This is a genomic window from Parvimonas micra, assembly GCF_037482165.1.
Taxonomy (GTDB): domain Bacteria; phylum Bacillota; class Clostridia; order Tissierellales; family Peptoniphilaceae; genus Parvimonas.
Genome location: NZ_CP148048.1, coordinates 416,829 through 443,034, shown reverse-complemented (window position 1 = coordinate 443,034; position 26,206 = coordinate 416,829). Strand labels below are relative to the sequence as shown.

The 26,206-nt window shown below is 27.3% G+C and carries 25 protein-coding genes and 1 CRISPR repeat array (1 of these 26 running past the window's edge); of the genes, 6 read left to right on the top strand and 19 right to left on the bottom strand.

Annotated features, from left to right (window positions below; all coding sequences use genetic code 11):
* Positions 1–105: 105 nt before the first annotated feature.
* Genes rlmN through uvrB form a run of 4 tightly spaced genes read right to left on the bottom strand, consistent with a single transcriptional unit; the run spans position 106 to position 6,528 of the window.
* Positions 106–1,152 (bottom strand): 23S rRNA (adenine(2503)-C(2))-methyltransferase RlmN, encoded by a 1,047-nt coding sequence (rlmN, locus tag WFJ11_RS02200; RefSeq protein ID WP_338817582.1) that lies wholly within the window; start codon positions 1,150–1,152, stop codon positions 106–108.
* Positions 1,142–1,732, bottom strand: a complete 591-nt coding sequence (locus WFJ11_RS02195; RefSeq protein ID WP_338817581.1) for a DJ-1 family glyoxalase III — start codon at positions 1,730–1,732, stop codon at positions 1,142–1,144. The genes rlmN and WFJ11_RS02195 overlap by 11 nt, the downstream gene beginning before the upstream one ends.
* Positions 1,725–4,562: an excinuclease ABC subunit UvrA gene (uvrA, locus tag WFJ11_RS02190; RefSeq protein ID WP_338817580.1), complete on the bottom strand. Its 2,838-nt coding sequence runs from the start codon at positions 4,560–4,562 to the stop codon at positions 1,725–1,727. Before uvrA ends, WFJ11_RS02195 begins: the two co-directional genes overlap by 8 nt.
* Complete coding sequence (uvrB, locus tag WFJ11_RS02185; protein ID WP_009354255.1) at positions 4,555–6,528, bottom strand: excinuclease ABC subunit UvrB; 1,974 nt, start codon at positions 6,526–6,528, stop codon at positions 4,555–4,557. Before uvrB ends, uvrA begins: the two co-directional genes overlap by 8 nt.
* A 220-nt stretch (positions 6,529–6,748) precedes the next feature.
* Here uvrB and WFJ11_RS02180 point away from each other — a divergent pair, with 220 nt between their 5' ends.
* From WFJ11_RS02180 to WFJ11_RS02170, 3 genes are all read left to right on the top strand, one after another.
* Entirely contained in the window at positions 6,749–7,447 is a 699-nt protein-coding gene (locus tag WFJ11_RS02180; RefSeq protein ID WP_338817579.1) for an ABC transporter ATP-binding protein, read from the top strand.
* An 85-nt stretch (positions 7,448–7,532) separates the two neighbouring features.
* Positions 7,533–9,758, top strand: a complete 2,226-nt coding sequence (locus tag WFJ11_RS02175; protein WP_338817578.1) for an ABC transporter permease — start codon at positions 7,533–7,535, stop codon at positions 9,756–9,758.
* Positions 9,759–9,934: 176 nt separating this feature from the next.
* Positions 9,935–10,816, top strand: a complete 882-nt coding sequence (locus tag WFJ11_RS02170) for a stage 0 sporulation family protein (protein WP_338817577.1) — start codon at positions 9,935–9,937, stop codon at positions 10,814–10,816.
* 63 nt (positions 10,817–10,879) lie between these two features.
* On the opposite strand, the gene WFJ11_RS02165 is transcribed toward WFJ11_RS02170, so the two are convergent.
* The 5 genes from WFJ11_RS02165 to WFJ11_RS02145 form a co-directional block, all read right to left on the bottom strand.
* Entirely contained in the window at positions 10,880–11,305 is a 426-nt protein-coding gene (locus WFJ11_RS02165; RefSeq protein ID WP_009372833.1) for a deoxycytidylate deaminase, read from the bottom strand.
* Positions 11,306–11,313: 8 nt separating this feature from the next.
* Positions 11,314–11,835, bottom strand: a complete 522-nt coding sequence (locus WFJ11_RS02160; RefSeq protein WP_338817576.1) for an NYN domain-containing protein — start codon at positions 11,833–11,835, stop codon at positions 11,314–11,316.
* Positions 11,825–12,562 carry a 23S rRNA (guanosine(2251)-2'-O)-methyltransferase RlmB gene (gene rlmB, locus WFJ11_RS02155; protein WP_338817575.1) on the bottom strand — a complete coding sequence of 246 codons (738 nt, stop codon included), beginning with the start codon at positions 12,560–12,562 and terminating at the stop codon, positions 11,825–11,827. The genes WFJ11_RS02160 and rlmB overlap by 11 nt, the downstream gene beginning before the upstream one ends.
* Before the next feature lies 1 nt (position 12,563).
* Positions 12,564–13,949, bottom strand: coding sequence for a cysteine--tRNA ligase (cysS, locus tag WFJ11_RS02150; RefSeq protein WP_338817574.1), 1,386 nt, complete (start codon positions 13,947–13,949; stop codon positions 12,564–12,566).
* 289 nt (positions 13,950–14,238) lie between these two features.
* The gene (locus tag WFJ11_RS02145) at positions 14,239–15,144 is read right to left on the bottom strand and encodes a glycerophosphodiester phosphodiesterase (protein WP_313960933.1); all 906 of its coding nucleotides are present in this window, start codon (positions 15,142–15,144) and stop codon (positions 14,239–14,241) included.
* A gap of 130 nt (positions 15,145–15,274) precedes the next feature.
* On the opposite strand from WFJ11_RS02145, the gene WFJ11_RS02140 reads away from it, so the two are divergent.
* From WFJ11_RS02140 to WFJ11_RS02130, 3 genes are read left to right on the top strand one after another with little or no spacing between them, the layout of a single operon-like run.
* Positions 15,275–16,141: a YitT family protein gene (locus tag WFJ11_RS02140; RefSeq protein ID WP_293441063.1), complete on the top strand. Its 867-nt coding sequence runs from the start codon at positions 15,275–15,277 to the stop codon at positions 16,139–16,141.
* Between the two features lie 12 nt (positions 16,142–16,153).
* Positions 16,154–16,984: an aminoglycoside 6-adenylyltransferase gene (locus WFJ11_RS02135; RefSeq protein WP_293441060.1), complete on the top strand. Its 831-nt coding sequence runs from the start codon at positions 16,154–16,156 to the stop codon at positions 16,982–16,984.
* Positions 16,985–17,015: 31 nt separating this feature from the next.
* Positions 17,016–17,444, top strand: coding sequence for a GNAT family N-acetyltransferase (locus WFJ11_RS02130; protein ID WP_293441057.1), 429 nt, complete (start codon positions 17,016–17,018; stop codon positions 17,442–17,444).
* Positions 17,445–18,737: 1,293 nt separating this feature from the next.
* On the opposite strand, the gene WFJ11_RS02125 is transcribed toward WFJ11_RS02130, so the two are convergent.
* From WFJ11_RS02125 to WFJ11_RS02080, 10 genes are all read right to left on the bottom strand, one after another.
* On the bottom strand, positions 18,738–18,899 hold the full coding sequence (locus tag WFJ11_RS02125) for a hypothetical protein (RefSeq protein WP_293441054.1): 162 nt from the start codon (positions 18,897–18,899) through the stop codon (positions 18,738–18,740).
* A 115-nt stretch (positions 18,900–19,014) separates the two neighbouring features.
* Positions 19,015–19,476 (bottom strand): methylated-DNA--[protein]-cysteine S-methyltransferase, encoded by a 462-nt coding sequence (locus tag WFJ11_RS02120; protein WP_293441051.1) that lies wholly within the window; start codon positions 19,474–19,476, stop codon positions 19,015–19,017.
* Between the two features lie 40 nt (positions 19,477–19,516).
* A complete protein-coding gene (gene dprA, locus WFJ11_RS02115; protein ID WP_293441048.1) occupies positions 19,517–20,611 on the bottom strand; it encodes a DNA-processing protein DprA in 1,095 nt (364 codons plus the stop codon).
* A gap of 79 nt (positions 20,612–20,690) precedes the next feature.
* Positions 20,691–21,236, bottom strand: a complete 546-nt coding sequence (locus tag WFJ11_RS02110; protein WP_293441045.1) for a DUF6609 family protein — start codon at positions 21,234–21,236, stop codon at positions 20,691–20,693.
* 125 nt (positions 21,237–21,361) lie between these two features.
* Positions 21,362–22,888, bottom strand: a complete 1,527-nt coding sequence (locus tag WFJ11_RS02105; RefSeq protein ID WP_009732767.1) for a YifB family Mg chelatase-like AAA ATPase — start codon at positions 22,886–22,888, stop codon at positions 21,362–21,364.
* Positions 22,889–22,895: 7 nt separating this feature from the next.
* Positions 22,896–23,387, bottom strand: coding sequence for a MogA/MoaB family molybdenum cofactor biosynthesis protein (locus tag WFJ11_RS02100; RefSeq protein ID WP_338817572.1), 492 nt, complete (start codon positions 23,385–23,387; stop codon positions 22,896–22,898).
* 8 nt (positions 23,388–23,395) lie between these two features.
* Positions 23,396–23,740: a YraN family protein gene (locus WFJ11_RS02095; RefSeq protein ID WP_041954986.1), complete on the bottom strand. Its 345-nt coding sequence runs from the start codon at positions 23,738–23,740 to the stop codon at positions 23,396–23,398.
* Positions 23,730–24,362, bottom strand: a complete 633-nt coding sequence (locus tag WFJ11_RS02090) for a ribonuclease HII (RefSeq protein ID WP_293441029.1) — start codon at positions 24,360–24,362, stop codon at positions 23,730–23,732. The genes WFJ11_RS02095 and WFJ11_RS02090 overlap by 11 nt, the downstream gene beginning before the upstream one ends.
* Positions 24,352–25,233: a ribosome biogenesis GTPase YlqF gene (gene ylqF / locus WFJ11_RS02085; RefSeq protein WP_338817571.1), complete on the bottom strand. Its 882-nt coding sequence runs from the start codon at positions 25,231–25,233 to the stop codon at positions 24,352–24,354. Before ylqF ends, WFJ11_RS02090 begins: the two co-directional genes overlap by 11 nt.
* A 128-nt stretch (positions 25,234–25,361) precedes the next feature.
* A complete protein-coding gene (locus tag WFJ11_RS02080) occupies positions 25,362–25,616 on the bottom strand; it encodes a hypothetical protein (protein ID WP_293441023.1) in 255 nt (84 codons plus the stop codon).
* 463 nt (positions 25,617–26,079) lie between these two features.
* A CRISPR array of direct repeats spans positions 26,080–26,206; the repeat unit is 36 nt; unit sequence GTCTTAGTACCTATGTAGATTACATTACTCTCAAAC; it runs 500 nt beyond the window's last position.

The window sequence follows — 26,206 nt, the reverse complement described above, 5'->3', positions numbered from 1 at the left end:
AATTAATATAATAAAAACTCATAGGAAATTCACATATTATTTATATTTTTAATATGAACTTCAATCTATGAGTTTATAATTAATTCCTGCTTAGTGAAAATAATTCTATGCTTCTTCTTCTAAAATACCCTGTCTAAGTTGTCCACAAGCTCCATTTATATCATCACCCTGTTTCTTTCTTATCGTGGCATTTATTCCGTAGTTTTCAAGCATTGACTTAAATACATAAATATACTTTGTACTTGGCGCAACTCCATCAAATTCTTTTATTGAATTTAAAGGAATTATATTAATATGGCAATTTAAACCTTTTAGAATATTCTTAAGCTCCAACGCATGTTTTTTTGAGTCGTTTTGCCCTTTGATTATTGTATATTCAAAACTGACTCTTCTTGAAGTTTTATCAAAATAATACTTACAAGCCTTTAATATTTCATCAATTGAAAAATTATCTGAAATAGGCATTATTTCTCTTCTTTCATTTTGAAATGGATTATGAAGTGAAATTGTGAGCGTAACAGGTAATTTTTCATCAGCTAATTTATAAATATTATGGACAAGTCCACAAGTTGAAATTGTAATATTTCTTAGGCTCAAATTTTTACCCTTTTCAGAATTTATAATCTTCAAAAAATTGATTACATTATTATAGTTATCAAGCGGTTCTCCAATGCCCATAATAACGACATTATTTATAGTTAAATTCAAATCATTCTCTATCAGATAAATTTGATTTAACATTTCAGCAGAAGTTAAATTTCTTTTAAAATTTTCTTTTGTTGACGCACAAAAAGTACATCCCATTCTACAACCTACTTGACTTGAAATACAAACTGTACAATAACTTCCATAGTCCATAAATACAGTTTCAATTATTCTATTATCATATAATTTAACCAAATATTTTTTTGTATTATCTAGCTTTGATTCATATTTTGTATAAATTGAAGAAGTATTTATATATCCTATTTCCTTTAGTTTTTCAATTAAAACTTTAGGCAGTTGCTTGCAATTTTCTATTTCAAAGTTTTTCTTTTGATGCATAAATCTAAAAAATTGCTCAGCCCTGAACTTCTTTTCTCCCAAACTTAAAAATAAATCTTCAAGCTCTTCAATTTTCAAAGAGTTAAATTCTATTTTTTTATTTCCCATTCTTTTCTTCCTTTAGAATAAAATCCCTCAACAAATAATCAACAGACATAAAACGAACTTGTTTTTCTTGAACTTTTCCTTTTATTTTTCTAATCAATGTATAAGCAAGTTCTCCCGCAAGTCCAGCTCCTCTTGCGGTAATTATATTGTCATCAATACAAATTGCATCTTCCTTAACAATTGCATCAAGCAATTCATCTTCCATTCCCGGATAAATAACAGCATTTCTTCCGGATAAAACACCTGCTTTTGCAAGAACTGAAGGTCCTGCACAAATCGCAGAAATCAACTTGCCCTCTTCGTCAAATTTCTTTATTATATCTAAAACTCTTTTGTCATCTCTGATATCAAAAGCAGCAGGAAGTCCACCTGGAATAATAATTCCTGCATATTCTTTTAAATCTATATTTTCAATCAAATCATCAGCTAAAACATTTATTCCTCTATTACTTGTAACTTGAAGTTTTCCTGTAATTGAAATCATATCGACCTTAATATCCGCTCTTCTAAGATAATCAACTTGAGTAAGTGCTTCAACTTCTTCAAAGGTATCTGTTAAAATTAAAATATATCTATCCATTTTGCTCTCCTAATATTTTCCTTAAAAATTGCCCTGTATATGATTTCTCACATTTTGCAACTTCCTCAGGTGTGCCTGTTACTACAATGGTTCCTCCACCGTCGCCACCTTCAACACCTAAATCAATTATATGATCTGCAATTTTTATCATATCTAAATTATGTTCTATAACAATAACAGTATTTCCTTGTTCAACTAAGGTATTTAAAACTTCAATCAATTTTTTTATATCATCAATGTGTAATCCTGTAGTTGGTTCATCTAAAATATAAACAGTTTGTCCCGTTCCACGTTTAGCAAGTTCAGATGCAAGTTTAACTCTTTGAGCCTCTCCACCTGAAAGCTCTGTTGAGCTTTGACCAATCTTAATATAATCCAATCCTACATCATATAAAGTTTGTAATTTTCTTTTTATTGAAGGATGATTTTCAAAGAATTTAAGTCCATCTTCAACAGTCATTTCCAAAACATCTGAAATATTTTTCCCATTATAAGTTACTTCCAAAGTTTCTCTATTGTATCTTTTACCACCACAAACTTCACAAGGTACATATACATCAGGTAAAAAGTGCATTTCAACCTTTATTGTTCCGTCTCCTTTACAAGCTTCACAACGACCACCGTGAACATTAAAACTAAATCTACCTTTGCTATATCCTTTCATTTTTGCCTTTGTAGTCATGGCAAAAACATCTCTTATATTATCAAAAAGTTTAGTATAAGTTGCAGGATTTGAACGTGGAGTTCTCCCTATTGGACTTTGGTCAATTTCAATAACTTTATCCAGTTTTTCATAGCCCTCAATTCTATCAAACTTTCCTGTTTTTTGTTTACTTCTATTTAATTTGTTTGACAATTCTTTATTTAAAATTGAATTTACCAAACTGCTCTTTCCACTTCCTGAAACACCAGTTACACAAGTAAAAACACCGATAGGAAATTCAACATCAATATTTTTTAAATTATTTTCTCTTGCTCCAAAAACTTTAATTGTATCTGTGTATTTTCTTCTTTGTTTAGGAACTTCTATTTTACTTTTTCCTGAAAGATATGCACCTGTAATAGATTTTTTACTCTTCATAATATCTTTAAGAGTTCCCTGAGCAACAACCTCTCCACCATGAATGCCTGCTCTTGGTCCAATATCTACAATATGGTCAGCACAACGAATAGTATCCTCATCATGTTCTACTACAATCAAAGTATTTCCAAGATTTGTTAAATTTCTTAAAGCATTTAAAAGTTTTTCATTATCTCTTTGATGTAAACCGATACTTGGTTCATCTAAAACATAAACAACTCCAACAAGCCCCGAACCGATTTGAGTTGCAAGTCTAATTCTTTGACTTTCTCCTCCTGAAAGAGTTCCTGCACTTCTTGCCAAAGTTAAATATTCAAGACCTACATCTTTTAAAAATTTAAGTCTTTCTCTAATTTCCTTTAAAATTCTTTCCCCAATAATACTTTCAGTTTCTGTTAATTCTAAATCATTAAACCATTCATTTAATTTTTGAACAGACATTGCTGTAACATCTGAAATATTTTTGTCTCTTATAAAAATTGAAAGGGCCTTTTCATTAAGTCTTTTTCCTTTACAAGTTTCACATTCCATTTCAGACATCACTGTTTCAATTTTTTCTCTCATAGAAGACATTGGAGAAGAAGCATATCTTCTTTCTAAATTCTTTACTATTCCTTCAAATGGTTTATTAAAAGTTTTATTTTCATTTGTGAACTTACTTTCAAACCTAAATTTTATATTTCTTAATCCTGTCCCATAAAGAAGTTCATCTATAGTTTCTTTACTTAAATCTTTAAAAGGAGTATTTTCATCAAAACCATTATATTTTATTATTTCGTGAAATATTTTGTAATAGTATCCATCTTCCCCAGTAGTCATATTGTAACATTCAATTGCTCCCTCTAAAAGTGATTTATTTTTATCAGGAATTACCAAATCCGGATCTATAATTTTATGGCTTCCAAGTCCATTACAATCATGACACATTCCAAAAGGACTGTTAAAAGAAAAAGTTCTAGGTTCAATTTCATCAAATGAAATATGCCCGTTAGGACAGGACATTTTTTCAGAAAATAAAATTTCTTCTCCATCAACCACTTTAACCTTAACAATACTGTCACTAAATTTAAAAGCTGTTTCCAAACTCTCTGTAAGTCTTGACTCAATTCCTTCTTTTACAACAAGTCTATCAACTACAATATCAATATTATGTTTTTTATTTTTATCTAACTCAATTTCTTCAGTAAGTTCATATTCCTTATCGTCAATAATTGCACGAACAAAACCTTGAATTTTTATATTTTCTAAAAGTTTTTTATGTTCTCCCTTTTTCCCACGAATTACAGGAGCTAACACAAATATCTTACTTCTCTCTTCAAGTTTCATAACTCTATCAACCATTTGGTCGATACTTTGACTTTTTATCTCGGTTCCACATATTGGACATTTTGGAATTCCAATTTTTGCAAAAAGCAATCTTAAATAATCATAAATTTCAGTAACAGTTCCTACAGTAGATCTTGGATTTCTATTTGTAGTTTTTTGATCAATAGATATTGACGGACTTAATCCATCAATATATTCAACATCAGGTTTATCCATTTGACCTAAAAATTGTCTTGCATAACTTGATAAGCTCTCAACATATCTTCTTTGCCCTTCGGCATAAATTGTATCAAAAGCCAAAGATGATTTTCCACTTCCACTAAGTCCTGTAAAAACAACCATTTTATCTCTTGGAATTTCTAAATCTATATTTTTTAAATTATTTACTTTTGCTCCTTTAATTCTAATTGTATTTTTAGACATCTAATCCCCACATTTCTTTTAATCTCTTTATTTCATCTCTTATTGATGCTGCTCTTTCAAAGTCTAAAGAATCGGCAGCAGATAACATTTCATTTTTCAAATCTTCAATGAAACTTTCATAATCTGTAATTTCAACATCTTCTGTTTTATAATCCACATTATCCTCAGCAACCTTTGTAGCTTGAATAATCTCTCTAATATCTTTCTTAACACTCTTCGGAGTAATATTATGCTCTATATTGTATTTATTTTGAATTTCACGTCTTCTATTTGTTTCCTTAATTGCCACATCCATTGACTTTGTAATTCTATCAGCATACATAATAACTCTTCCGTTTACATTTCTTGCAGCACGTCCGATTGTTTGTATCATAGAAGTTTCAGAACGCAAAAAACCTTCCTTATCTGCATCCATAATTATAACCATACTTACCTCAGGCAAGTCAAGTCCTTCTCTTAACAAGTTTATTCCAACCAAAACGTCAAACTTTCCAACACGCAAATCTCTGATTATTTCCATACGTTCAATCGTGTCAATATCGCTATGCAAATAAGTTGTTTTTATTCCTACATTTTTTAAATAATCCGTTAAATTTTCAGCCATTTTTTTAGTTAAAGTTGTAATTAAAACACGTTCACCTTTTTTAATAACTGAATTCACTTCCCCAATTATATCATCAATTTGTCCTTCTGTTTTTCTAACTTCAATTAAAGGATCCAAAAGTCCCGTAGGTCTTATAATTTGTTCAACTTCTTCTAAATTATGGCTTTTTTCGTACTTGCCAGGAGTTGCAGATACATATAAGATTTGATTTACCATACTTTCAAATTCTGTAAATTTTAATGGTCTGTTATCCAAAGCAGAAGGCAATCTAAATCCATAATCAACCAAATTTTGTTTTCTACTTCTATCCCCTTCATACATTGCTCCAATTTGTGGAACAGTAACATGACTTTCATCTACAATAATCAAAAAATCATCAGGAAAATAATCAATCAAAGTATAAGGTCTTGAACCTCTTTCTCTACCACTTAAATGAGCAGAATAATTTTCTACACCACTACAAAATCCAATTTCTTGTAACATTTCCAAATCATATTTTGTTCTCTGTTCAAGTCTTTGAGCTTCAACTAATTTATTTTCTTGATTTAAAACTAAAAGTCTTTCTTCCAATTCTTTTGAAATTGTTCCGATTGCTCTTTCAATTTTTTCAGAACTAGTGGCGAAGTGAGAAGCAGGATAAATTGCAACATGCTCACGAGTTCCTATTACATTACCTGTTAAGGCATCAATTTCTGAAATTTTATCTATTTCATCTCCAAAAAATTCGACTCTAATACTATTTTCAGATGAAGAAACAGGAAATATTTCTAAACTGTCTCCCCTTACACGAAAAGTACCACGAATAAAATTAATATCATTCCTTACATATTGAATATCTACAAGTTTTCTTATAACTTCATCTCTATCTTTTATCATTCCAGGTCTTAATGAAACTACTAAATTTTCATAGTCTATTGGATCGCCTAAACCGTAAATACAAGAAACGGAAGCAACAATAATTACATCTCTTCTTTCAAAAAGAGACATTGTAGCGGAGTGTCTAAGTTTATCTATCTCATCATTTATTGAGCTGTCTTTTTCTATATAAGTATCGGATTGTGGAACATAGGCTTCAGGTTGATAATAATCGTAATAGGATACAAAAAACTCAACAGCATTGTTAGGAAAAAATTCCTTAAATTCACTCGCAAGCTGATAAGCCAAAGTCTTATTATGAGCAATTACAAGTGTTGGTTTTTGAACTTTCTCAATAATATTTGCCATTGTAAAAGTCTTTCCGCTACCCGTAACACCCTTCAAAATTATTTCTTTATTACCTTTTTTAATTGAATCCGATATTTTTTCAATAGCTTCAGGTTGATCTCCTGTAGGCTTAAATTTTGAATTTAAAACAAACTCCATAATGCACTCCCATTTATTTATTAATCAAATATTTTTATTTAAAATAATCTATAATAATATTATACTATATTTTTCATCTATAACATAACTAATATACCGCAAAAATTTCTTTAATAATCAAATTAAAAAGTACTTTCTATTATAAAATTTTATTGTTGATAATAAATATCGAAAGTGCTATAATTTGTTTATAGTTAAATAAATTTTTATGGAGGTATTTATGTTTTTAGTTGTAAAAAATTTAAACAAATCTTATGGAACAAATGAAAATAAAATTTCCGTTTTAAAAGATATAAATTTTTCTTTAGAAAAAGGTGCACTTTGTACTCTATTAGGACCATCTGGTTCAGGAAAATCAACATTACTTAATGCTATTGGCGGACTTGAAAAAATTGACAGCGGGTCGATAACGATAAATAATTGTGAAATTTCAAGTTTAAAACAAAATCCCCTTTCAAATTTTAGAAGAAAATATTTAGGTTTTATTTTTCAATTTTATAATCTGATTCCAGATTTAACTGTAACAGAAAATATTCAAGTAGGTTCTTTTATACACAATGACCCTATGGATATTGAAAAATTAATAAAAGATTTAGGTTTATGGGAACATAAAAATAAATATCCAAGACAATTATCAGGTGGACAACAACAAAGATGTGCAATAGGTCGTGCTTTAATAAAAAAACCTGAAATATTACTTTGTGATGAGCCTACAGGTGCTTTAGATTATAAAACTTCAAAAGATATTTTATCCCTACTTCAAAGAATAAATAATGAATATAAAACTACAATTATTCTTGCAACTCATAATGAAGAAATAACAAAGATGTCTAATATTACAATAAGGCTAAAAGATGGAATTATATGTCAAGAAATTGAAAATGACAATGTAATGGATGCACAAGAATTGGAGTGGTAACATGAGAAATTTAAATAAAAGAATTCTTAGAGGATTAAAAGCCCAATGGTCAAAAAATTTATTTCTCTTTATACTTCTATTTTTTATGATTTCCACAACTTCAGGCATGTTGGTTTCATCAGGAAGTATCAAGACTTTATATTATGAACTTATGTCAACTGGAGTTGTTGAAGATGGAAAAATATTATTCGCATTTGACCCTACAGATGAAATATTAAAATCCATTGAAAAAACTAATGTTAAAGTCGAAAAAGCTCCTTACGTTGATGCAAAAATTAATAAAATTAAAGATGATAAAGATGAAAAGACAATTAGACTTTATACAAATAGAAAAAATATAAATCTCCCTGTTATCAATGAAGGTAATCTTGCAAAAAATAAAAATGAAATAGCTATTAATAGACTATTTGCCGAAAATAATAATTTAAAAATAGGTGACAATATTACTTTTAAAAAAGAATTTTTTAAAGATAATAAAGAACGTATTTTTAAAATAGTTGGTTTAATAGCAACTCCAGATTATAATTCATCTTTTCAAAAATCTACAGATTTAATATTTAATGCAATAGATTTTGGAGTAGGATTAGTATCTGATAAAGACAAAGATATTTTTAACGAAAGCAAGTTAAAATATCAAGTTTCATATAGATTTAACGATAGAAACCTAAGTGAAAAAGAAACGAAAGAAAAAAATAAAGAAGTTGTAAATTCTGCAAATATTTCAAAAACAGTTTTAGAACAACTTCCAAAAAAAGATAATAATGCTATAAGTTATTTGATTGACGATATGGGTGGAGATAGGCCTATGGTCATTGTTATGCTTTGTCTAATGGTAACGCTAATAGGATTCATATTTGCACTTTCTATTGTGAGTAAAATACAAGAAGAATCTGAAATAATTGGAATACTTCTTGCGAATGGATATAAAAAATCAGAGCTCGTTATAAATTATATAGCAAACTCTGTTATAATTACATTTTTAGCTGCTGTTTTAGGAAATATTTTTGGGTACACAGTTTTTACAAATTCTTTTAAATCTGTTTACTACAAATCATTTAATATGCAGAACTTCACTCCTAGTTTCAACTTGGAAGCATTAATAATTACAACTATAATCCCTATTTCAATAATTTTAATTTTTAATTATATTTATATTTATAGAAAATTAAACTTCACACCTTTAGATTTTTTAAGAAAAAATTTAAAACATTATAAAAATAAAAGAAAATCAAAGCATGAAAATGAATTAAAAGTCAACAAAAACTTTTTAGGTTCATTTAGAAAATCAATTATAAAATCCAACAAAGGTGATTATGTAGCGATAGTACTTGGAATATTTATTACTTCAATATTATTCATCTTTGGAATTTCTGCAAAACCTACATTCGACAACTACGGAAATAATATAAAAGAAAATTTGATTAGTAAATATCAATATGTGCTAAAGGCTCCTATTGAAATTGGCAATAAAACAGCAGAAAAATATACGACTACACCAGCAAGGGTTTATCACAGTATCAAAAAATCAGATGAAGACATACTTCTTTTAGGAATTGCTGAAAATTCAAAATACTTTGAAAACACCAAACTACCCGAAAACAAAAATGAGATAGTTATTAGTGAAAATCTTTCAAAGAAACTTAGAAAGTATGTTGGAGATGAAATAACAGTTAAAGGGAAATTGTCAGATAAAGAAAAGACTTATAAAATAGTTAATATACACAAAAAGTCTGCTAATCTTTCAGCCTTTATAAAGCAAGAATATTTGAATGAAGAATTAGAGCAAAATAAAGAATTCTTTAATGGATATTTTAGTAATGAAAAATTAGATATTGATGAAAAGTATGTTTCAACAACAATAGATGAAAATTCAATGACAGATGTTTCTAAACAGATGTCTAAACTTATGGGACCAATGCTATCTGCATTTATAGCTGTATCTACAATATTCTTAGCAGGATTTACTTACAGTCTAATGAAAATAATAACAGATAAAAATACTATCCAAATTGCATATTTAAAAATTTTCGGTTACACGAATAAAGAAATTTCAAAAATCTATATTCGACCAGTAACTCTAACAGTATTATTAAGTTTAATAGCTTTAATACCACTTGAAATATATACAGTAAAACAAATAATGTATTATTCAATGCTAAAATTTTCAGGATATTTAGAGCTTGATATTTCGCCAAAAATTGTAATAATGTCAATTGTGATAACTATTGCTACTTATCTATTTGTAAGTATATTACAATTTTATAGAATATCAAAAATGAATTTCAGCGAAGTTCTAAAAAACAGAGAATAATTTACTATCACTTAATTCTGTTATAATCAAGAGTATAATCTTATATTTAATTTAGAAAACAACGGAAAAAATTTCCGTTGTTTTTTTATGACAACTTTAATCCCATTAAATTAATATATCTAGTATTCAACAGAAAATTATGGTATAATATGTGTGTATAAATTTTAGGAGGAATCATGAAAAAAGTAGTTGGGATAAGATTCAAAGAAGCCGGAAAGATATATTACTTTGATCCCTGCAACTTTAGTATAAATAAAAATGATAATGTAATCGTAGAAACTTCTCGTGGTATAGAGTATGGAAATGTAGCCATTGAACCTAAAGAAGTTGAAGAATCAAAACTAGTTTCATCATTAAAACCAGTTTTGAGAATTGCTGATAACATGGATGATTATATACATGAAGAAAATAAAAAGAAAGCTAAAGATGCTATTGAAATTTGCAAAGTAAAAGCAAATGAACACGGCTTAGATATGAAATTAGTTGATTGTGAATATACTTTTGACAATCAAAAAGTTATTTTTTACTTTGTTTCTGACAATAGAATTGATTTTAGAGAATTGGTTAAGGACCTTGCATATATATTTAAAAATAGAATCGAACTTAGACAAATTGGAGTTAGAGATCATGCGAAAATAGTAGGTGCTCTAGGCTCTTGTGGTCAAGTTTGTTGTTGCAAAAGATTTTTAGGAGAATTTGCTCCTGTAACTATAAAAATGGCAAGAGATCAATCTCTATCTCTAAATCAAAATAAAATCTCAGGAACATGTGGTAGACTAATGTGTTGTTTGAAATACGAACAAAATGTTTACGAAGAAAAATTAAAAAAAATTCCACCTTGTGGTACTTATGTAATAACAAGTGAAGGCAAAGGCATTATAGTTGACAGTTATACTCTATCAGAAATTGTAAAAGTAAAGATAGTAAATGAAGATAATAACACTGAAACTATTAAACCCTTTTTTGTAGATGATATTGCAGTTACAAAAGAAAGAGATATGGCTTACGCTAAAAAAGATGAAGATATTCAATTTGAATATATTGAGGAATTATTATAAGCATTAAAAAATAGAGTTGTTTTTAACTCTATTTTTTTGTTATGTCAATTAATTTTTTATAATCTAATTACCAATTTTTATATATTCTATTTTGTTTCTTTCCAATAATTCTATCGCATATTCGTCCATTCTATAACTATTTTCATAATAAATTTTAGAAATTCCTGCTTGAATTAAAGCCTTAGTACAATTTAAACAAGGAAAATGAGTTACATAACAAGTACAACCTTTTACTTTAATTCCCTCTCTTGCACAATATAAAAGTGCATTTTGTTCTGCATGTATTGTAGCAATACAATGTCCATCTCTCATTGTATGACCTATTTCGTCACATTGAGGATTACCTGAAATTGAACCATTATATCCAGTTGATATAATTCTATTATCCTTATTAACTAAAACACAACCAACATAAGCCCTATCACAAGTTCCTCTAGTTGCAACCATCTTCGCTAAATCCATAAAATATTCGTTCCAAGGTTTTCTCATATTCCCTCCTACTTTCCAAATAATTTTTTCTCTATTTCATCTAGTTGATTTAAAGCTTTGTCATCTAGAGTATTGAAATAGCTTTTGTTTGTAATTCTATTTTTTGTTTCATAACGATTACTTTTGTTTTTTAAATTTTCATAACGAAACAATAATTCTTTTGAAGTTAATACTATTCCACCTCTTTGTGTAACGAGTTTTTGAATAAGAGTGTCATCTGTTCCGACAGAAACTGATATTTTTCTTCCAATTTCATCCAATTTTTTTTCAATAAATTGGTCTGCAGTTTCATTTTGTTTTGTGTAGACAACTTCAATTCCTTTTATAACTTCTGAAGAACCTTTGAAATTAATCTTATATGCATCAAAGACAAGTAACAAATCTATTCCTATTAATTTTGAAAATTCGCCCATATCATAAATTAATTCATTTCTTGCATTTTCGAAACTCAATTTTAAAAATGGTTTGTATTTTTCCCAAGCATTTAGAATATTGTATCCATCAATTATGATTAATTTTTTATTTTTCATCTCTCTGTCTTAATGCCTCATAAACTAGAATTGCACAGGCATTTGATGCGTTAAGGCTTGAAACTTTACCTTTCATTGGAAGTTTGGTTAAAAAGTCACATCTCTTTCTTATAAGTTGTCCTATTCCCTTTCCTTCATTTCCAATTACTATTGCAATATTTCCTTTAAAATCCATATCTGTATATATCTTTTCAGCCTCTCCACAGGCACCATAAACCCATACATTTTCTTTTTGTAATTTTAAAATTGTATCTGCAATATTTGCAACTTTCGCTATTTTAATATGATTTACTGCTCCTGCAGATGATTTTTGAACAATTGAAGTAACTGGCGCTTGATTTCTCTTAGAAACTATAATTCCATGAACACCAACAGCTTCACAAGTACGAATTATTGCTCCAAAATTATGTGGATCTTCAATCTCATCCAGAATCACTAAAAATAAATCTTCATTTTTATCTTTTGCACTTTGTAATATTTCTTCGACAGTTGAATACTCAAAACTTGAAATTAAGGCACAAACTCCTTGATGAACAACTCCGTCAGCCATATTTTCTAATTTGTTTTTATCAATTTCTGAAATTAGAATACCATTTGCCTTTGCTTTACCAATTATTTTATTTATTGAGCCCTTTAAATCGCCTTTTAAAATATATATTTTCTCTACTTTTCTATCGCTTTCTAATGCCTCTAATACAGCATTTCTTCCGAATATATAGTCGCTCATATTACACCCTTTTCCAAATAACACCATTTCTTGTGTCTTTTAATTCTATATTCATTTCTTTTAAAGCATCACGAATTTCATCAGCTCTTTTAAAATCTTTATTCTTTCTAGCTTCTTCTCTTTCTTTAATAAGTTTTTCAACTTTTTCATCTAAATTATCATCTTCTTCTTTATAAAGAAGTCCTAAAACTGAAGCAAAGTCAGAAAGCAACTTAACAGCACCCTTTACAACTTTCAAATCAGTATTTTCATCAAATGTATTTGTATAACGAATAAGCTCATAAACTTTAGAAATAGCATCAGCTGTATTTAAATCGTCATCCATACAATCTAAAAATTCTTTTTTCAATTCAACTAATTTAGAAATATCTTCATCTTCTTTTTCTTCACAAATTTCTAAAAGTCTTTCTAAATGTTCTTTACCATTATACATTCTTTCAAGTCCATTTTTTGTTTGTTCCATAACTTCTCTACTGAAATTCAAAGGATTTCGATAATGTGTTGATAAAATCCAAAGTCTGATTACTTCCAAGTCATATTCTTTTTGAATATCTTTTATGGTAAAGAAATTTCCTTTTGATTTACTCATCTTTACATTATCTATATTAATCATTCCATTATGCATCCAGTAATTAGCAAAAACTTTTCCATTACAACATTCAGACTGAGCAATTTCATTTTCGTGATGAGGAAATTGTAAATCTTCTCCACCCGCATGAATATCTATTGTATCTCCTAAGAATTTCTTTGCCATTACAGAACATTCAAGATGCCATCCAGGTCTACCCATTCCCCAAGGACTTTCCCAAGCTGGTTCACTTTCATCTTTTCTTTTTTTCCAAAGTGCAAAATCAAGAGGATTTTTCTTTTCATCAGAAATATCAATCCTTGCTCCTGCTCTTAAATCATCAATATTTTTTTTAGATAATTTTCCATAATCCTTAGCTTTTGTAATATCAAAATATACATTACCATCGACATTATATGCAATGCCTTTTTCTTCTAAAACTTTTACAAATTCTATCATCTCATTGATACATTCTGTAGCTTTTGGATGAATTGTATGACTTTCAAAAAGATTTAATCCATAACTATCTTCAAGATATGCATCAATATATTTTTTTGTAATATCTGTAAAAGGTACATTTTCTTCTTTTGCTCTATTTATAATCTTATCGTCAATATCTGTAAAATTACTTACAAATTTTACATCATAACCTATATATAAAAGATATCTTCTCAAAGTATCATAAACAATCATAGGTCTTGAATTACCAATATGAATATAATTATAAACCGTTGGACCACAAACATAAATCAACGCCTTCCCTGCTTGAATAGGTTTAAAATCTTCTTTTTTTCTAGTTAATGTATTGTAAATCTTCATATTACACCTCTCTATTTTTATTTCATAGTATTTTACTACTTAAAATTATTTTATATAAAACAAAACGTCTCTTGAAAAAACAAGAGACGAAAAAATTCCGCGGTTCCACTCTAATTGAAAAAATCCACTTAAATTGCTATAAAGTAGCAAACAATACTCCAAGGACGCACCTTCAACATTGATGTATTTCACCACACAACATCTCTCTAAAAATCGTTGTTTCTTTTCCTCTTCAACATATATCTTCATTTATAATAGGATACTAAATTATTAAGAAAAAGTCAATATTTTAATTAGACTTTTCTTCTTTTATTTTTAAAAGCAAGTCAACTCTATCAGTAATAATTCCATCAACTTTTTTATTTATAAGTTTTCTCATATCTTTTTCTGTATTAATTGTCCAATAACAAACTGAGATATTATGTTTATGGAACTTATAAATTAAATATTTTGTATCTAAAGGCAATTTTTCAAATTTTGGAATCATCATCGCATGAGTATTAAATTTCTTAAAAGTATCATATCCAAAATACGAAGCCAATACAACTTCAGTAGTCTTTTTCATAGATCCTGAAATAATTATTTCCCCATGACTTATTTTTCTTAAATGTTTAAGATTTTCTTCACTGAAACTTGAAAAAATTACATTTTTTTCTAAATTATATTCTTTTACAAATTTATATAAAAGTTCTGCTGACTTTAACCCAATTTCTCCTTCATCTTTAACATCAATGCTATAAACAACTTTATCCCCAAATTTTTCAAAAAGTTTAGAAACCTCCATTGGATATAAACCTTGTACTCTATTTTCTACATAAGGAGAATCTCCATTAATATCTTTAAACTTATAACCAAAATTAAATTCCTTTAATTCATCATATGTATAATCAATAACATTCCCTGTTCCATCAGTTGTTTCATCAATATTTTCATTATGTTGAGTTACTATTTTGCCATCTTTTGTAAGTCTAATATCAGTTTCAAAAGCGTCAACTCCCATTTCGAAAGACTTCAGAAAAGCTAATTCTGTATTTTCTGGAAATAAATGACTTGAGCCTCTATGAGCAAATATTAAAGGAAATTGTCCATTTTTAAAAATTTTTCTAGCCTTTCTTTCTTTTTTAAAACATGAAAATTGTAAAACTATATAAATTATAATTATAAATACCAATAAAAACTTAAAAAATAAACTCATAAACCCCATCTCCTAATTATTTATAATAAAATCTAATATAATTATATCATATAAATATAAATTATGATATAATTATGATATAATTATATTATCATATTTTATTAAGGAGATTAACAAAGGTTGATGTATTATGTTAGAAGATTTTTTTGGAGATAAAAAATATTTCCTTAGAACTATTTTTTTTATACTAATGGGTGATTTGATTTGCTCATTTGCAGTTGTTAAATTTTTAGTGCCTGCAGGACTTCTTTCAGGTGGACTTGGTGGTATTGGACTTATGATTGAATACTTGACTGGTCTTCCTACAGGTATTTCAGTATTCATATTGAATTTACCTATGATGATTGTTGGTGCATTTTTTTTGAAAAAAAAGTTTATGACTTACGCATTTTTATCTACTTTTATTTATTCATTTATATTAGTTGCAATGCGTCATATTCCAATAGATTTCAAACTTGATAACAATATGTTATATGCAATTTTTGGTGGTTTCATAAATGGTTTTGGAATGGGAATTTTATTCAAACATGGTGCATGTCAAGGCGGACTTGATATTTTAGCAACAATTTTTAAAACAAAACTTAATGTAAATATTGGTTCATCTTTAATGGCCATAAATGCAATTATAATAGGAGTTGCCTCTTACATCTTCAGTCTTGAAAGAGGTCTTTTAACTATTGTTTCAATGTATGTTGCTTATAAAATGCTTGATAAAATACAAATGGGCTTTGGAGATACAAAAGAAATTATGATTATAACATCAAAGCAAAGAGAAGTTACCGACAGAATTTTATCGGATTTACATAGAGGCGTTACACTTCTACATGGAGAAGGTGCATTTACACATAAACAACAGAATGTCGTATATTGTATAGTAAGTACAAGACAAGTTGTAACTATAAAAAGAATTTTGGATGAAGTTGATCCATCAGCATTTTTAATAATATCTGAAGCTTATGAAGTTAAGGGTCGTGGATTTAAAGTACAAGAAATTTAGGAGGCGTTTATTTTGAATAATATTATAACATTTAATGAACTTAAAGAAATAGCAAAAAAAATAGCAATGGATGATGATAGAGTTGAAAAGCTCTATATTGAACAGTTAGAAACACAAAGCATGTCCAGTGATGTAGGCTTTTTTAATGTTTTATTTTTTGTAAAAGATTTATCCTTTGATGATGACTCTTTTGAATTGATTGAACGTTTCGGCGATGTATTAACTATGTTTGAAAATACTGAAAATGAAAATTTAATCGAATATAAAATAATTTATGAAAACTTCACACAAGGGATTTTTAGAATAGTATCTAATGAATCTTTAGATATTCTTGGAGAACTTGAAGAAAAATACATTTGTGTGCTTAATAAAGATGAAAACAAAAAAGCAAGTTTGTATATTGAAAGAAAAACACAAAAACTAACAGATGAAGAATTTCTAGTAAATACTTGTGAATTTTTCTGGAATGTATTAAAATTCGGAAATAAATTATACACAAAAGAATTTTTAAATGTATCAGAAGAATATAGGAAACTTTTATCTCTACTTGATGAACATTTAAAACATTATGTTCTTTCTGAAAATAAATACGTTATAGATCTTGGAAAAGAAAATAAATTAGTTTTTAACTATGTTGATACAGATATTTTTGAAAAATATCTACATTGTTACTCTGAATTAGAAATAGAGTCTCTATGGACAGCCCTATTTAACATATGTGCTCTTTTTAGAAGACTTTCTCTTCAAATCGCTCTTAATTTAAGATTTGACTATGCAAAAGAATTAGATAGAGATACAGTAACATATTTAAGAGAATTAAAACAAAAAGCAAATAATAGATAAATTAGATAATTATTTTTTAGGAAAATAAAGTATGGATAATATGAAATTTATAAAAGTAACAAATGATAATTTTGACGAATTAAAAGTTTTACAAACAAAATATAAATCTGAAATAGGTGAAGAAGAACCTACTTATGAAAATTTTCTAAATTTAAAAAGAGCAATATCAGACGAAAATATTTACTTTTTTGGTTGTATATGTAATGGAAAATTAGTTGCTTGTTGCTCAATAAGTACAATATTTTCTACTTTCAACTACGAAAAAGGTGGAATCTTTGAAGATTTTTTCATTATCAAAGAATATAGGCACAAGGGAATAGCTAAACAATTAATAAAATTTGCATACAAAGAAAGTAAAATAAGTTCTTTGATAGTTGGTTCTGCAGATTGTGATGTTGATATGTACAAATCATTAGGATTTAAAATTTTAATTGGAAATATGTTAGCATTTGAAAATTAGCTTTTGCTTCAGATTATCCCGACAGCAGATGCTTAAAAACAAACGAAATTTATGAAAAATATTTTGAAATATTGAAACAAATGGATTTTTCTCAAGAAGAAGCTGAAAAAATTTGTAAATATAATACTTTAAAGATGATAGGTAAAATATAAAAACAATAAAAGTGCATCAAATTATAAAATGATGCACTTTTTATATCTAAATATTTAATTTTAGTTTTAGTGAAATTCAAATTTCTTTACACTTGAACCTCGATTTTAGTTTTTGTAAATCTATCAAAAATAATACTTTAGCATAAACTAGCTAATCACCGATAAATTTTTATATCAATAACCTTCTCTGTCTTTCCATACTATATACATACAATCTTATGATAAATCTACAACCACATTGCTCGTAATATCTTTTGTGTCTATATATTACTTCACATTGTATCTTTAGTATAATTTAATCTCACTAATCTTTTAATCATTATATCAGTTATATAATCCTAATTCGATATATTTCTCTAAGTCTTTAAATACTTTATTAGTCTCATATCTATTTTTTAAATACTCAAATATCTTAATACTTTTATATTTAATTATATAAGCAACAAATATTTTAACATCTTTATATTTGATTTTATAAATATTCAAACATCTTAACATCCTGATATCTTTTATAAAAATACTATGACATCTCAGTTCTCTTATATTTACACAAATATCTAAATATCTTAATACTCTTGAACTTATTTTTTAAATAATCAAGTACTGCAATTATCTTATATTTATTTTTTAATACTTAACGTCTTCGGTATCTCAAACTTAATTTTTATTTCAAACTTCTTATCATACAACTTAATACTCTCATTTTGTTAAAACTTAGATTAGCTTTTTACAATTCTATTATACTACTTTCCAACCTTCTAATTCACAAAATATATTATCTGCTGTTCAAGTTGCTGGCATCGTAAGTTTTTACTAAAAACCAATGATACTGCAACTCTGATAAAATTGTTTTTAATATTTTCATTGGTCTTACCTCCAGTCTTCAAACTATTTAACGCGTTATCTTGTTTGTTAACTATATTATACCCCAATAATTTTACTTTGTCAACACTTTATTGTGATTTTTTTAAATTTTTTTCACTTTTTTTATGTTTTTTTGTTATTTTTTATAATTTTTTTGAATTTTTATCTATATTTTTAATTTTTTCAAAATAAAAATAACATTAATTTTATTTAATATAATTTTTTTACAAAAAAAAGCAGAAATATAGTTTTAAATAAACTAGACTCTGCTTGTTCTTTATTTATTAGTTAATAATACTACAACTACTACAATTGATAATATTATTGTTACTAATAAAAGTAATAATATTTTTTTGCTAGAATTTTTATTGTCATCGTCTTTATTTAGGAAGATATTAAGTGCAAATGTAAAAATATTTAATAATAACAATGCTTGCATTAAGCTTCTTCCTTTTTCATAACCAATTTTTAATATATTTTACTTTATCTATTTTAGAAAATTCATTATACAATTTAAAATACATTTTTAACTTATTGTAAATTCTTTATTTTCCTTAATATCTTAGATTTTTTCTTTCCAACTCCAAAAGTTTTTGTTTTATTTCTAATCCTTCGGCATATCCTACAAGTTTTCCATTACTTCCTATAACTCTATGACAAGGAATTATAATCGGCAATTTATTTTTATTATTAGCTCCGCCTACTGCTCTTTGCGAATTTTCTTTTCCTATTTTTCTTGCAATATCTTTATAACTACAAGTTTCTCCATAAGGAATTTCCATTAAAGCCTTATAAACATTTAATGCAAACTCGCTTCCATCTACTTTAAACGGGAATGTAAAGTTTTTTCTTTTTCCACAAAAATATTCTTCTAATTCTTTTTTTGCCAATTTTAAAACTTTATTTTTAGAATCAATATTATTCTTATCTTTTACAAATTTAATTTCAATTATTTTGTTATCTTCCTCTATAACTTTAATCTTTCCAACTAAAGTATCAAAAACTATGTAATTCATATTCCACTCCATAAAAAAGAGATGAATTTCATCTCTTAAACTAATCAACTACAAAAATTCCTCCATTAAGCTCCTTTATAAATCCTTTAAGCTCCAATGCAGTTAAAATTGTATTTGTTTCTATAATTGAAAAACCTGTTATAGTCGAAATTTTATTTTGAGACTTTGGTTCTTCATTTATTAAATTATAAATCAAAAGTTCTTTTGCATCCAAAATATTCAAATCTTTTTCTTCCTTATTTTTATTTAAAATAAATTCTGAAAAATCAATAACACCATCTATAATATCCTGATAATCCGTAGCAATTAATGCTCCATCTTTTATCAATTTATTCGTTCCTTTGCTGTATAGACTATTTATATTTCCTGGAAGTGCAAAAATTTCTTTTGACTGTTCATTTGCAAATCTTGAAGTTATAAGTGTACCTGAACGATCTTGTGCTTCTATAACCAATAAAGCTTTTGAAAGTCCTGAAATAATTCTGTTTCTAACAGGAAAATTATGTGCTAAAGGAGGCATACCAATAGGAAATTCACTCATCACGGCTCCATTTTCAATAATTTCATCATACAATCTGTAATTAGTTTTAGGATAGACTATATCAACTCCACAACCTAAAACAGCTATTGTTCTTCCACCTGACTTTAAAGCTGCTCTATGTGAAATGGAATCAATACCTAAAGCCATTCCTGAAACTATTCTTATTCCAAGTTCTGAAATTGACCTTGCAAAATATTCTGTTGCCCAAGCCCCATAATTAGTACATTTTCTGGACCCTACAATTGAAAGTGCAAATTCATCTTCTGGTAAAATATCTCCCTTATAATAAATAACTTGTGGAATATATTCAATATCTTTTAGATTAATTGGATAATTTTCACTCAAAATACTTACATATTTAACTTTCTTTTTCTCTAAAAAATCTCTATAAGCATCTGAATTAAATTTTTCTCTCTCTTCAACTAATTTTTCGATATTATTCTTAGTTAAAAGTTTATTTTCTTTAAAATATTCTCTGGATAAATCAAAAATCTCCTCAATATGTTCCAAAGTAAAATGATTTAACAATTCATCTTTAATTTTATAATCAAAATTCAAATAACTTAAAAATAACAAAGCATCTTCATTTCTCATAACTAACTCCAATTTTTATTACTTAAACTTTTATATAACTTAAATACTTCATAAATTATTTAATTCAATAAATAGGATTTTATCTTTTTGATGGTTTTGATAAAAAGAAAAGATATAATCCAAATAACAATTTAATTAAAGCATCAATATATGCAATAATTGACAAAGACATATCAGAATAAATATATCCTATTGCAATATTTATACTACAAACTATTCCTAATAAAATCATTGATTTACCATGAACAAAATAAAATGGAAAAAAATGAATTGCAGTAGCCATCAATGCACCCAACCAAATTAATCTCCAATTTTCTGTTGCGAAAAATGGTCCCCCTAATAAAAACATCAATATGAATAATAAAATTACTGAATATAAAGAAACTTTATTTTGAAATTTAGTTGAATTTCCAGTTGATAATTTATTAATAAGCTTTTTATTCATATTAATTGAAAGAAAACTAATAATATATCCAAAACTAAATACTTGCATATTTATTATTTGTTTTCCTCCTATTAAAGTAGCCAATGCAATAACTAAACCAACTACGATTAACCATAACCCACATGATTTCTTATGGTTAAATTCTAATTTCTCTTCCTTGTGGTATTCTAAAAATGACATAAATAATCTCCTGTTTATTTCTAAATTTTTTGAATTCTTAATCTTTATTTATAATAATGCAAATTCTAAATATTAGATTCTATATTATGATTATTTAAATACATCAAATTCTTAATTAATAAAAACTAACTCCAATATTTATTGCTCAAACTTCTATATCTGATAGCTTCTAACAGATGTTCTTCCTTGATTTCTTCACTTCCGTCCAAGTCTGCAATTGTTCTTGTCAACTTCAAAATTTTATTAAAAGATCTTGCTGAAAACTTAAACTTTTTAAAGGCAAATTCTATAATTTTTTCAAGTTTTTCATCTAAAATAATATATTTCTTAATCTGTCTAGCTGAAAGATTTGCATTATTATATATTTTTTCATTTTTATATCTTTCAAGTTGAATTTTTCTAGCTTTTTCAACTCTTTTTCTAATATCCGCAGAAGTTTCTAAAACTTCTTTTGAAGATAAATCGTCATATTTCACAGGTTCAACTTCAACTTGAATATCAATTCTATCAAGTATTGGCCCTGAAATTTTACTTAGATATCTTTGAATTTGTAATTGTGAACAAGTACATTTTTCGGTTTGAGATCCATAATTTCCACAAGGGCAAGGATTTAATGCACAAACAGTTACAAAGTTTGAATAATAAGTAATTGACGAATTAGCCCTTGAAATAGTAACTTTTCCATCTTCCATAGGCTGCCTTAAAACTTCAATAGCCTGTTTTGAAAACTCTGGAAATTCATCCAAAAACAAAACCCCATTATGAGCAAGTGAAACTTCCCCAGGTTTTGGAATTTTACCCCCACCAACAAGAGAAATAGGACTACTTGTATGATGTGGAGACCTGAAAGGTCTTTGAGTAACCAATTTATTATTTTTAAGTTTTCCTGCTATAGAATAAATTTTAGTACATTCAATACATTCCTCAAAAGTTAATTTAGGTAAAATTGTCGGTAATCTTTTAGCAATCATAGTTTTCCCACTTCCCGGAGGCCCAACCATCAACAAATTATGTCCACCTGCAGCAGAAATTTCCATTGCTCTCTTTAAATTTTCCTGACCTTTTATATCTGAAAAATCTATATCATACTTTATTTCCTCATCTAAATTTACCTTTGCTATTTCTTCTTTTTTTATTTCTATAACTCCATTTAGACAATCAACTAATTCTTTTAAATGTGAAATTGGATAAATCTCAATTCCTTGAACTATATTAACTTCATTTTTAATAGCATTAGGAATAAAGAACTTTTTAAAACCAAGCTCTTTTAAAGAGATAATCATAGGTAAAGCTCCGTCAAAAGTTATAACTCTTCCGTCAAGAGAAAGTTCACCTAAAAAAACAGTTTTTTCATCGGGCAAATACTCAATAACACCAATAGCAAGTAACATACTCACAGCTATTGCTAAATCAATTTGAGAGCCGTCTTTTTTTAAATTTGCAGGAGCTAAATTTATCGTAACTCTACCCGGTGGAATTGAAAATCCACTATTTGAAATTGCTGATTTAACCCTTTCCTTTGATTCTTTTATAGATAAATCCGGAAGCCCTACAATATTAAAAGCCTGAAGTCCACTTGATAAATCTGCTTCAACATCAATATCATAACCATTTAATCCATTTAACACACAAGTCTTAGTCTTTGAATACATATCTTCCCTACTTTCTAGCACATTCGGATGCCGTTCCTAAAAGTATTTGAAGTCCATGCTCTACGGAATCTATTATATACTCTAAAGATTCTCTAACAGCTTTTGGACTACCGGGTAAATTTATAATTAAGCTGTCGTTTCTAATAACTGAAACAGCTCTTGAAAGCATTGCCCTCTTAGTGATTGTCAAACTGTATTGTCTTATGGAATCACAAATTCCAAAAGCGTTTTTAGTCGCAACATTCAAAGTTGCCTCAGGCGTAACATCTCTCTTACTAAAGCCTGTTCCACCTGTTGTTAAAATTAAATCAGCTTCTAAAATATCACAGGCATATTTTAACTTTTTTTCTATTGTTGCTTGATTATCCGGAATAATAATCTTATCAATAACTTCATAATTATTTTCTTTTAATATCTCAACAATTACTTCTCCTGAAGTATCAACTCTCTCTCCAACTGACCCCTTGTCAGAAACGGTAATTACATAAGCAGTAAACATAAATCCTCCTAAAAAGCATTTTCTATATGTGTAATTTTATGATTGTCAAAAATTATTTCTATAACATCAAATCGAATTTTTGCTCCAAATAAATTTTTCTCCATCATATAAATCTGAGCAACGTCTTGTATCTTTTTTATCTTACTTCCATTTACAAATTCTCTTGGAAAGCCGAAATTTACATTTTTTCTAGCCTTAACTTCAATAAAAACTAAAAAATCTTTATCCTTTGCTATTATATCAATCTCTCCAAAAGGTTTTAAAAAATTCCTCTCAATAATTTCATAGCCCTTTTCTAAAAGAAATTTAACAGCTATATCTTCCCCTAGATTTCCAATATCTTTAGCTTTCATAATCTTTTTTCTTTTCAAAATATTTTTTCAAAAAAGTTACTCTATGAATAGGAGTAACTCCATTTTCATCAATACCTTTATAATGAGCCTTTGTTCCATAGCCTACATTCTTTATAAAATTATAGTTCGGATACTTTTTCTCATACTCGACAAACATACTATCCCTGTATTCCTTTGCAATTATTGAAGCACAGGAAACTACATAAGAAAGCTCGTCGCCATGAATTAAATTAATCTGTGGAATATCAACATCAACTTTTTCTGCATCAGTTATCAAAAAATCACCTGAAACTTTATTTCCGTCTAAATCCTTTATATTTGAAATTGCAATCTTCATAGCAAGCCTACTCGCCTGTTTAATATTAATTTCATCAATTTTTACATTATCTACAATTCCAATTCCATATCCTACACATTCTTCTAAAATCTTATCATAAAGTGCAAGTCTTTTCTTTTTGGAAAGTTTCTTACTGTCCGTTACTCCCTCAATCTTGCTATCTTTTTTCATAATAATTGCGCAAGAAACGACAGGTCCAGCAAGACAACCTCTTCCAACTTCATCAACACCAATAATTAAATTATATTTTTTGTAGATATTCTCCAGTTCTTCTCTAATTTCCATTATCTTCCTCAAATTTTTCAATATCTTCTACAGTCTCTAAAGTTATTCTTCCAAGTTTTACTTTTCTAAAATCATCAAAAACTAAATTTGCAACCTTAAAATAATCAATTTCATTTTTCTTTAAAATTGCTCCTCTATTTCTTCCGATTTCATCCATTAAATACAATGTATCCTCATAGGAATCTTCAGATAGATTATATCTATTTTTCAAAATATTTACATCTCTTTTATTTATCTCATCAATAAAACGAAAAGCTAAATTTTCAATATCCATAATCTCATCCTTAATTGCCCCTGTAAAAGCCAAATGCAACCCGATTCTCTCATCTTCAAACTTAGGCCAAAGCACCCCTGGAGTGTCTAAAAGCTCCAAATCATTCTTTGTATTAATCCATTGAACCTGTTTTGTAACACCAGGTCTATCTCCTATTTTTGCACTCTTTCTCTTTGAAATAGAATTAATAAAAGTGGATTTCCCAACATTTGGAATTCCTACAATCATCATTCTAATTGTCTTTGCAGAAAGATTTTTTTCCTCAAGCTTTTTAAATTTATCAGCTAACATCTCTTTAGCAACTGAATAAATCTTGTCCAAACCCTTTGAATGAAGTGCATCTACAACAACAGCTCCATAACCTTTTTTTCTATAATAGCTAAGCCACTTTTTAGTCTCATTTTCATCAGCCATATCCGATTTATTTAAAATCATAATTCTAGGCTTATCCTTTAAAACATCATCAATAACAGGATTTTTACTGCTTATTGGAATTCTTGCATCTATTATCTCTCCAACAATATCAACCAACTTTAATGACGCTCTTATATTATCCATAGTCTTTTTCATATGACCCGGATACCAATTTATATTCATTATTTCCTCCAAATTTCTAAATCAAAATCTATTATAATTAAAATGAATTTTTATTTATATACAAGTAAGGAGGTAGAACTTATCTCCCTCCTATATACTTTTGTAAATCTAAATATAAATTATAAAAACTATTTTTCTTTTTCAAACATTTTTATAAAATAAACTATAGCTGATATTACTGATAAAACTAGTGAAATACTACAAAGTACAATACCTATAATTTTAGTACTATCTAATTTCCCAACTGTAAGATTGAAATATAAAGCATATATCATAAACAAGGAAAATATTAACATTATAGAGAAATAAATATAGTTTTTATAACGAGAACTGTTCGTTTTTTTTATTACTGCTTTTGCTAAATATCTACTAAGTAATTTCATAAAATATCCCTCCTGAAATCATACTTTTATCATGTAAAATAAATTCTTTTTAAGATTGTAACCCAATTAGATTATAAATCTATAAATGTTTTTTGTCAATGTTTATAATCTTTGACTTGTATTTTCACAATAAAAAACAGAGTAAAATTTTATCACTCTATTTTTTAACTGTTTACTAAAACTTTATATTATTATATAATTACTTTGCATTCTATATGTAAGGAGGTGAAGCTATTGACCTCTATTGATGCTATAATTTTATTAACGTTGTTGATTGCGTTATTAAAATTGCTAAAGAATTTTAAATAATCAACATAAAAAGCAAGGTCCGCCAACCTTGCTTTTTTATTTGCATTCTAATACATGAGATGAATTCGACCTCTATAGAATTATAATCTCAACTATATAATACCACAAATTGTAAAAAAGTCAACTCTTTTAGAAAAATATATTGTAATTTATAATTTTAGTATCAATGCAGATTACATTACTCTCAAACAAGCCATATCAATTGAATGATTAAATTTTAGTCTTAGTACCTATGTAGATTACATTACTCTCAAACTCAGCTACACAAAGTTTTTACATCA

What these genes read in the sequence shown, in the direction of transcription:
- rlmN (WP_338817582.1), bottom strand. Translation starts at nt 1,152, where the DNA reads ATGGGAAATAAAAAAATAGAATTTAACTCTTTGAAAATTGAAGAGCTT.
- WFJ11_RS02195 (WP_338817581.1), bottom strand. Translation starts at nt 1,732, where the DNA reads ATGGATAGATATATTTTAATTTTAACAGATACCTTTGAAGAAGTTGAA.
- uvrA (WP_338817580.1), bottom strand. Translation starts at nt 4,562, where the DNA reads ATGTCTAAAAATACAATTAGAATTAAAGGAGCAAAAGTAAATAATTTA.
- uvrB (WP_009354255.1), bottom strand. Translation starts at nt 6,528, where the DNA reads ATGGAGTTTGTTTTAAATTCAAAATTTAAGCCTACAGGAGATCAACCT.
- WFJ11_RS02180 (WP_338817579.1), top strand. Translation starts at nt 6,749, where the DNA reads ATGTTTTTAGTTGTAAAAAATTTAAACAAATCTTATGGAACAAATGAA.
- WFJ11_RS02175 (WP_338817578.1), top strand. Translation starts at nt 7,533, where the DNA reads ATGATTTCCACAACTTCAGGCATGTTGGTTTCATCAGGAAGTATCAAG.
- WFJ11_RS02170 (WP_338817577.1), top strand. Translation starts at nt 9,935, where the DNA reads ATGAAAAAAGTAGTTGGGATAAGATTCAAAGAAGCCGGAAAGATATAT.
- WFJ11_RS02165 (WP_009372833.1), bottom strand. Translation starts at nt 11,305, where the DNA reads ATGAGAAAACCTTGGAACGAATATTTTATGGATTTAGCGAAGATGGTT.
- WFJ11_RS02160 (WP_338817576.1), bottom strand. Translation starts at nt 11,835, where the DNA reads ATGAAAAATAAAAAATTAATCATAATTGATGGATACAATATTCTAAAT.
- rlmB (WP_338817575.1), bottom strand. Translation starts at nt 12,562, where the DNA reads ATGAGCGACTATATATTCGGAAGAAATGCTGTATTAGAGGCATTAGAA.
- cysS (WP_338817574.1), bottom strand. Translation starts at nt 13,949, where the DNA reads ATGAAGATTTACAATACATTAACTAGAAAAAAAGAAGATTTTAAACCT.
- WFJ11_RS02145 (WP_313960933.1), bottom strand. Translation starts at nt 15,144, where the DNA reads ATGAGTTTATTTTTTAAGTTTTTATTGGTATTTATAATTATAATTTAT.
- WFJ11_RS02140 (WP_293441063.1), top strand. Translation starts at nt 15,275, where the DNA reads ATGTTAGAAGATTTTTTTGGAGATAAAAAATATTTCCTTAGAACTATT.
- WFJ11_RS02130 (WP_293441057.1), top strand. Translation starts at nt 17,016, where the DNA reads ATGGATAATATGAAATTTATAAAAGTAACAAATGATAATTTTGACGAA.
- WFJ11_RS02125 (WP_293441054.1), bottom strand. Translation starts at nt 18,899, where the DNA reads ATGCAAGCATTGTTATTATTAAATATTTTTACATTTGCACTTAATATC.
- WFJ11_RS02120 (WP_293441051.1), bottom strand. Translation starts at nt 19,476, where the DNA reads ATGAATTACATAGTTTTTGATACTTTAGTTGGAAAGATTAAAGTTATA.
- dprA (WP_293441048.1), bottom strand. Translation starts at nt 20,611, where the DNA reads ATGAGAAATGAAGATGCTTTGTTATTTTTAAGTTATTTGAATTTTGAT.
- WFJ11_RS02110 (WP_293441045.1), bottom strand. Translation starts at nt 21,236, where the DNA reads ATGTCATTTTTAGAATACCACAAGGAAGAGAAATTAGAATTTAACCAT.
- WFJ11_RS02105 (WP_009732767.1), bottom strand. Translation starts at nt 22,888, where the DNA reads ATGTATTCAAAGACTAAGACTTGTGTGTTAAATGGATTAAATGGTTAT.
- WFJ11_RS02100 (WP_338817572.1), bottom strand. Translation starts at nt 23,387, where the DNA reads ATGTTTACTGCTTATGTAATTACCGTTTCTGACAAGGGGTCAGTTGGA.
- WFJ11_RS02095 (WP_041954986.1), bottom strand. Translation starts at nt 23,740, where the DNA reads ATGAAAGCTAAAGATATTGGAAATCTAGGGGAAGATATAGCTGTTAAA.
- WFJ11_RS02090 (WP_293441029.1), bottom strand. Translation starts at nt 24,362, where the DNA reads ATGGAAATTAGAGAAGAACTGGAGAATATCTACAAAAAATATAATTTA.
- ylqF (WP_338817571.1), bottom strand. Translation starts at nt 25,233, where the DNA reads ATGAATATAAATTGGTATCCGGGTCATATGAAAAAGACTATGGATAAT.
- WFJ11_RS02080 (WP_293441023.1), bottom strand. Translation starts at nt 25,616, where the DNA reads ATGAAATTACTTAGTAGATATTTAGCAAAAGCAGTAATAAAAAAAACG.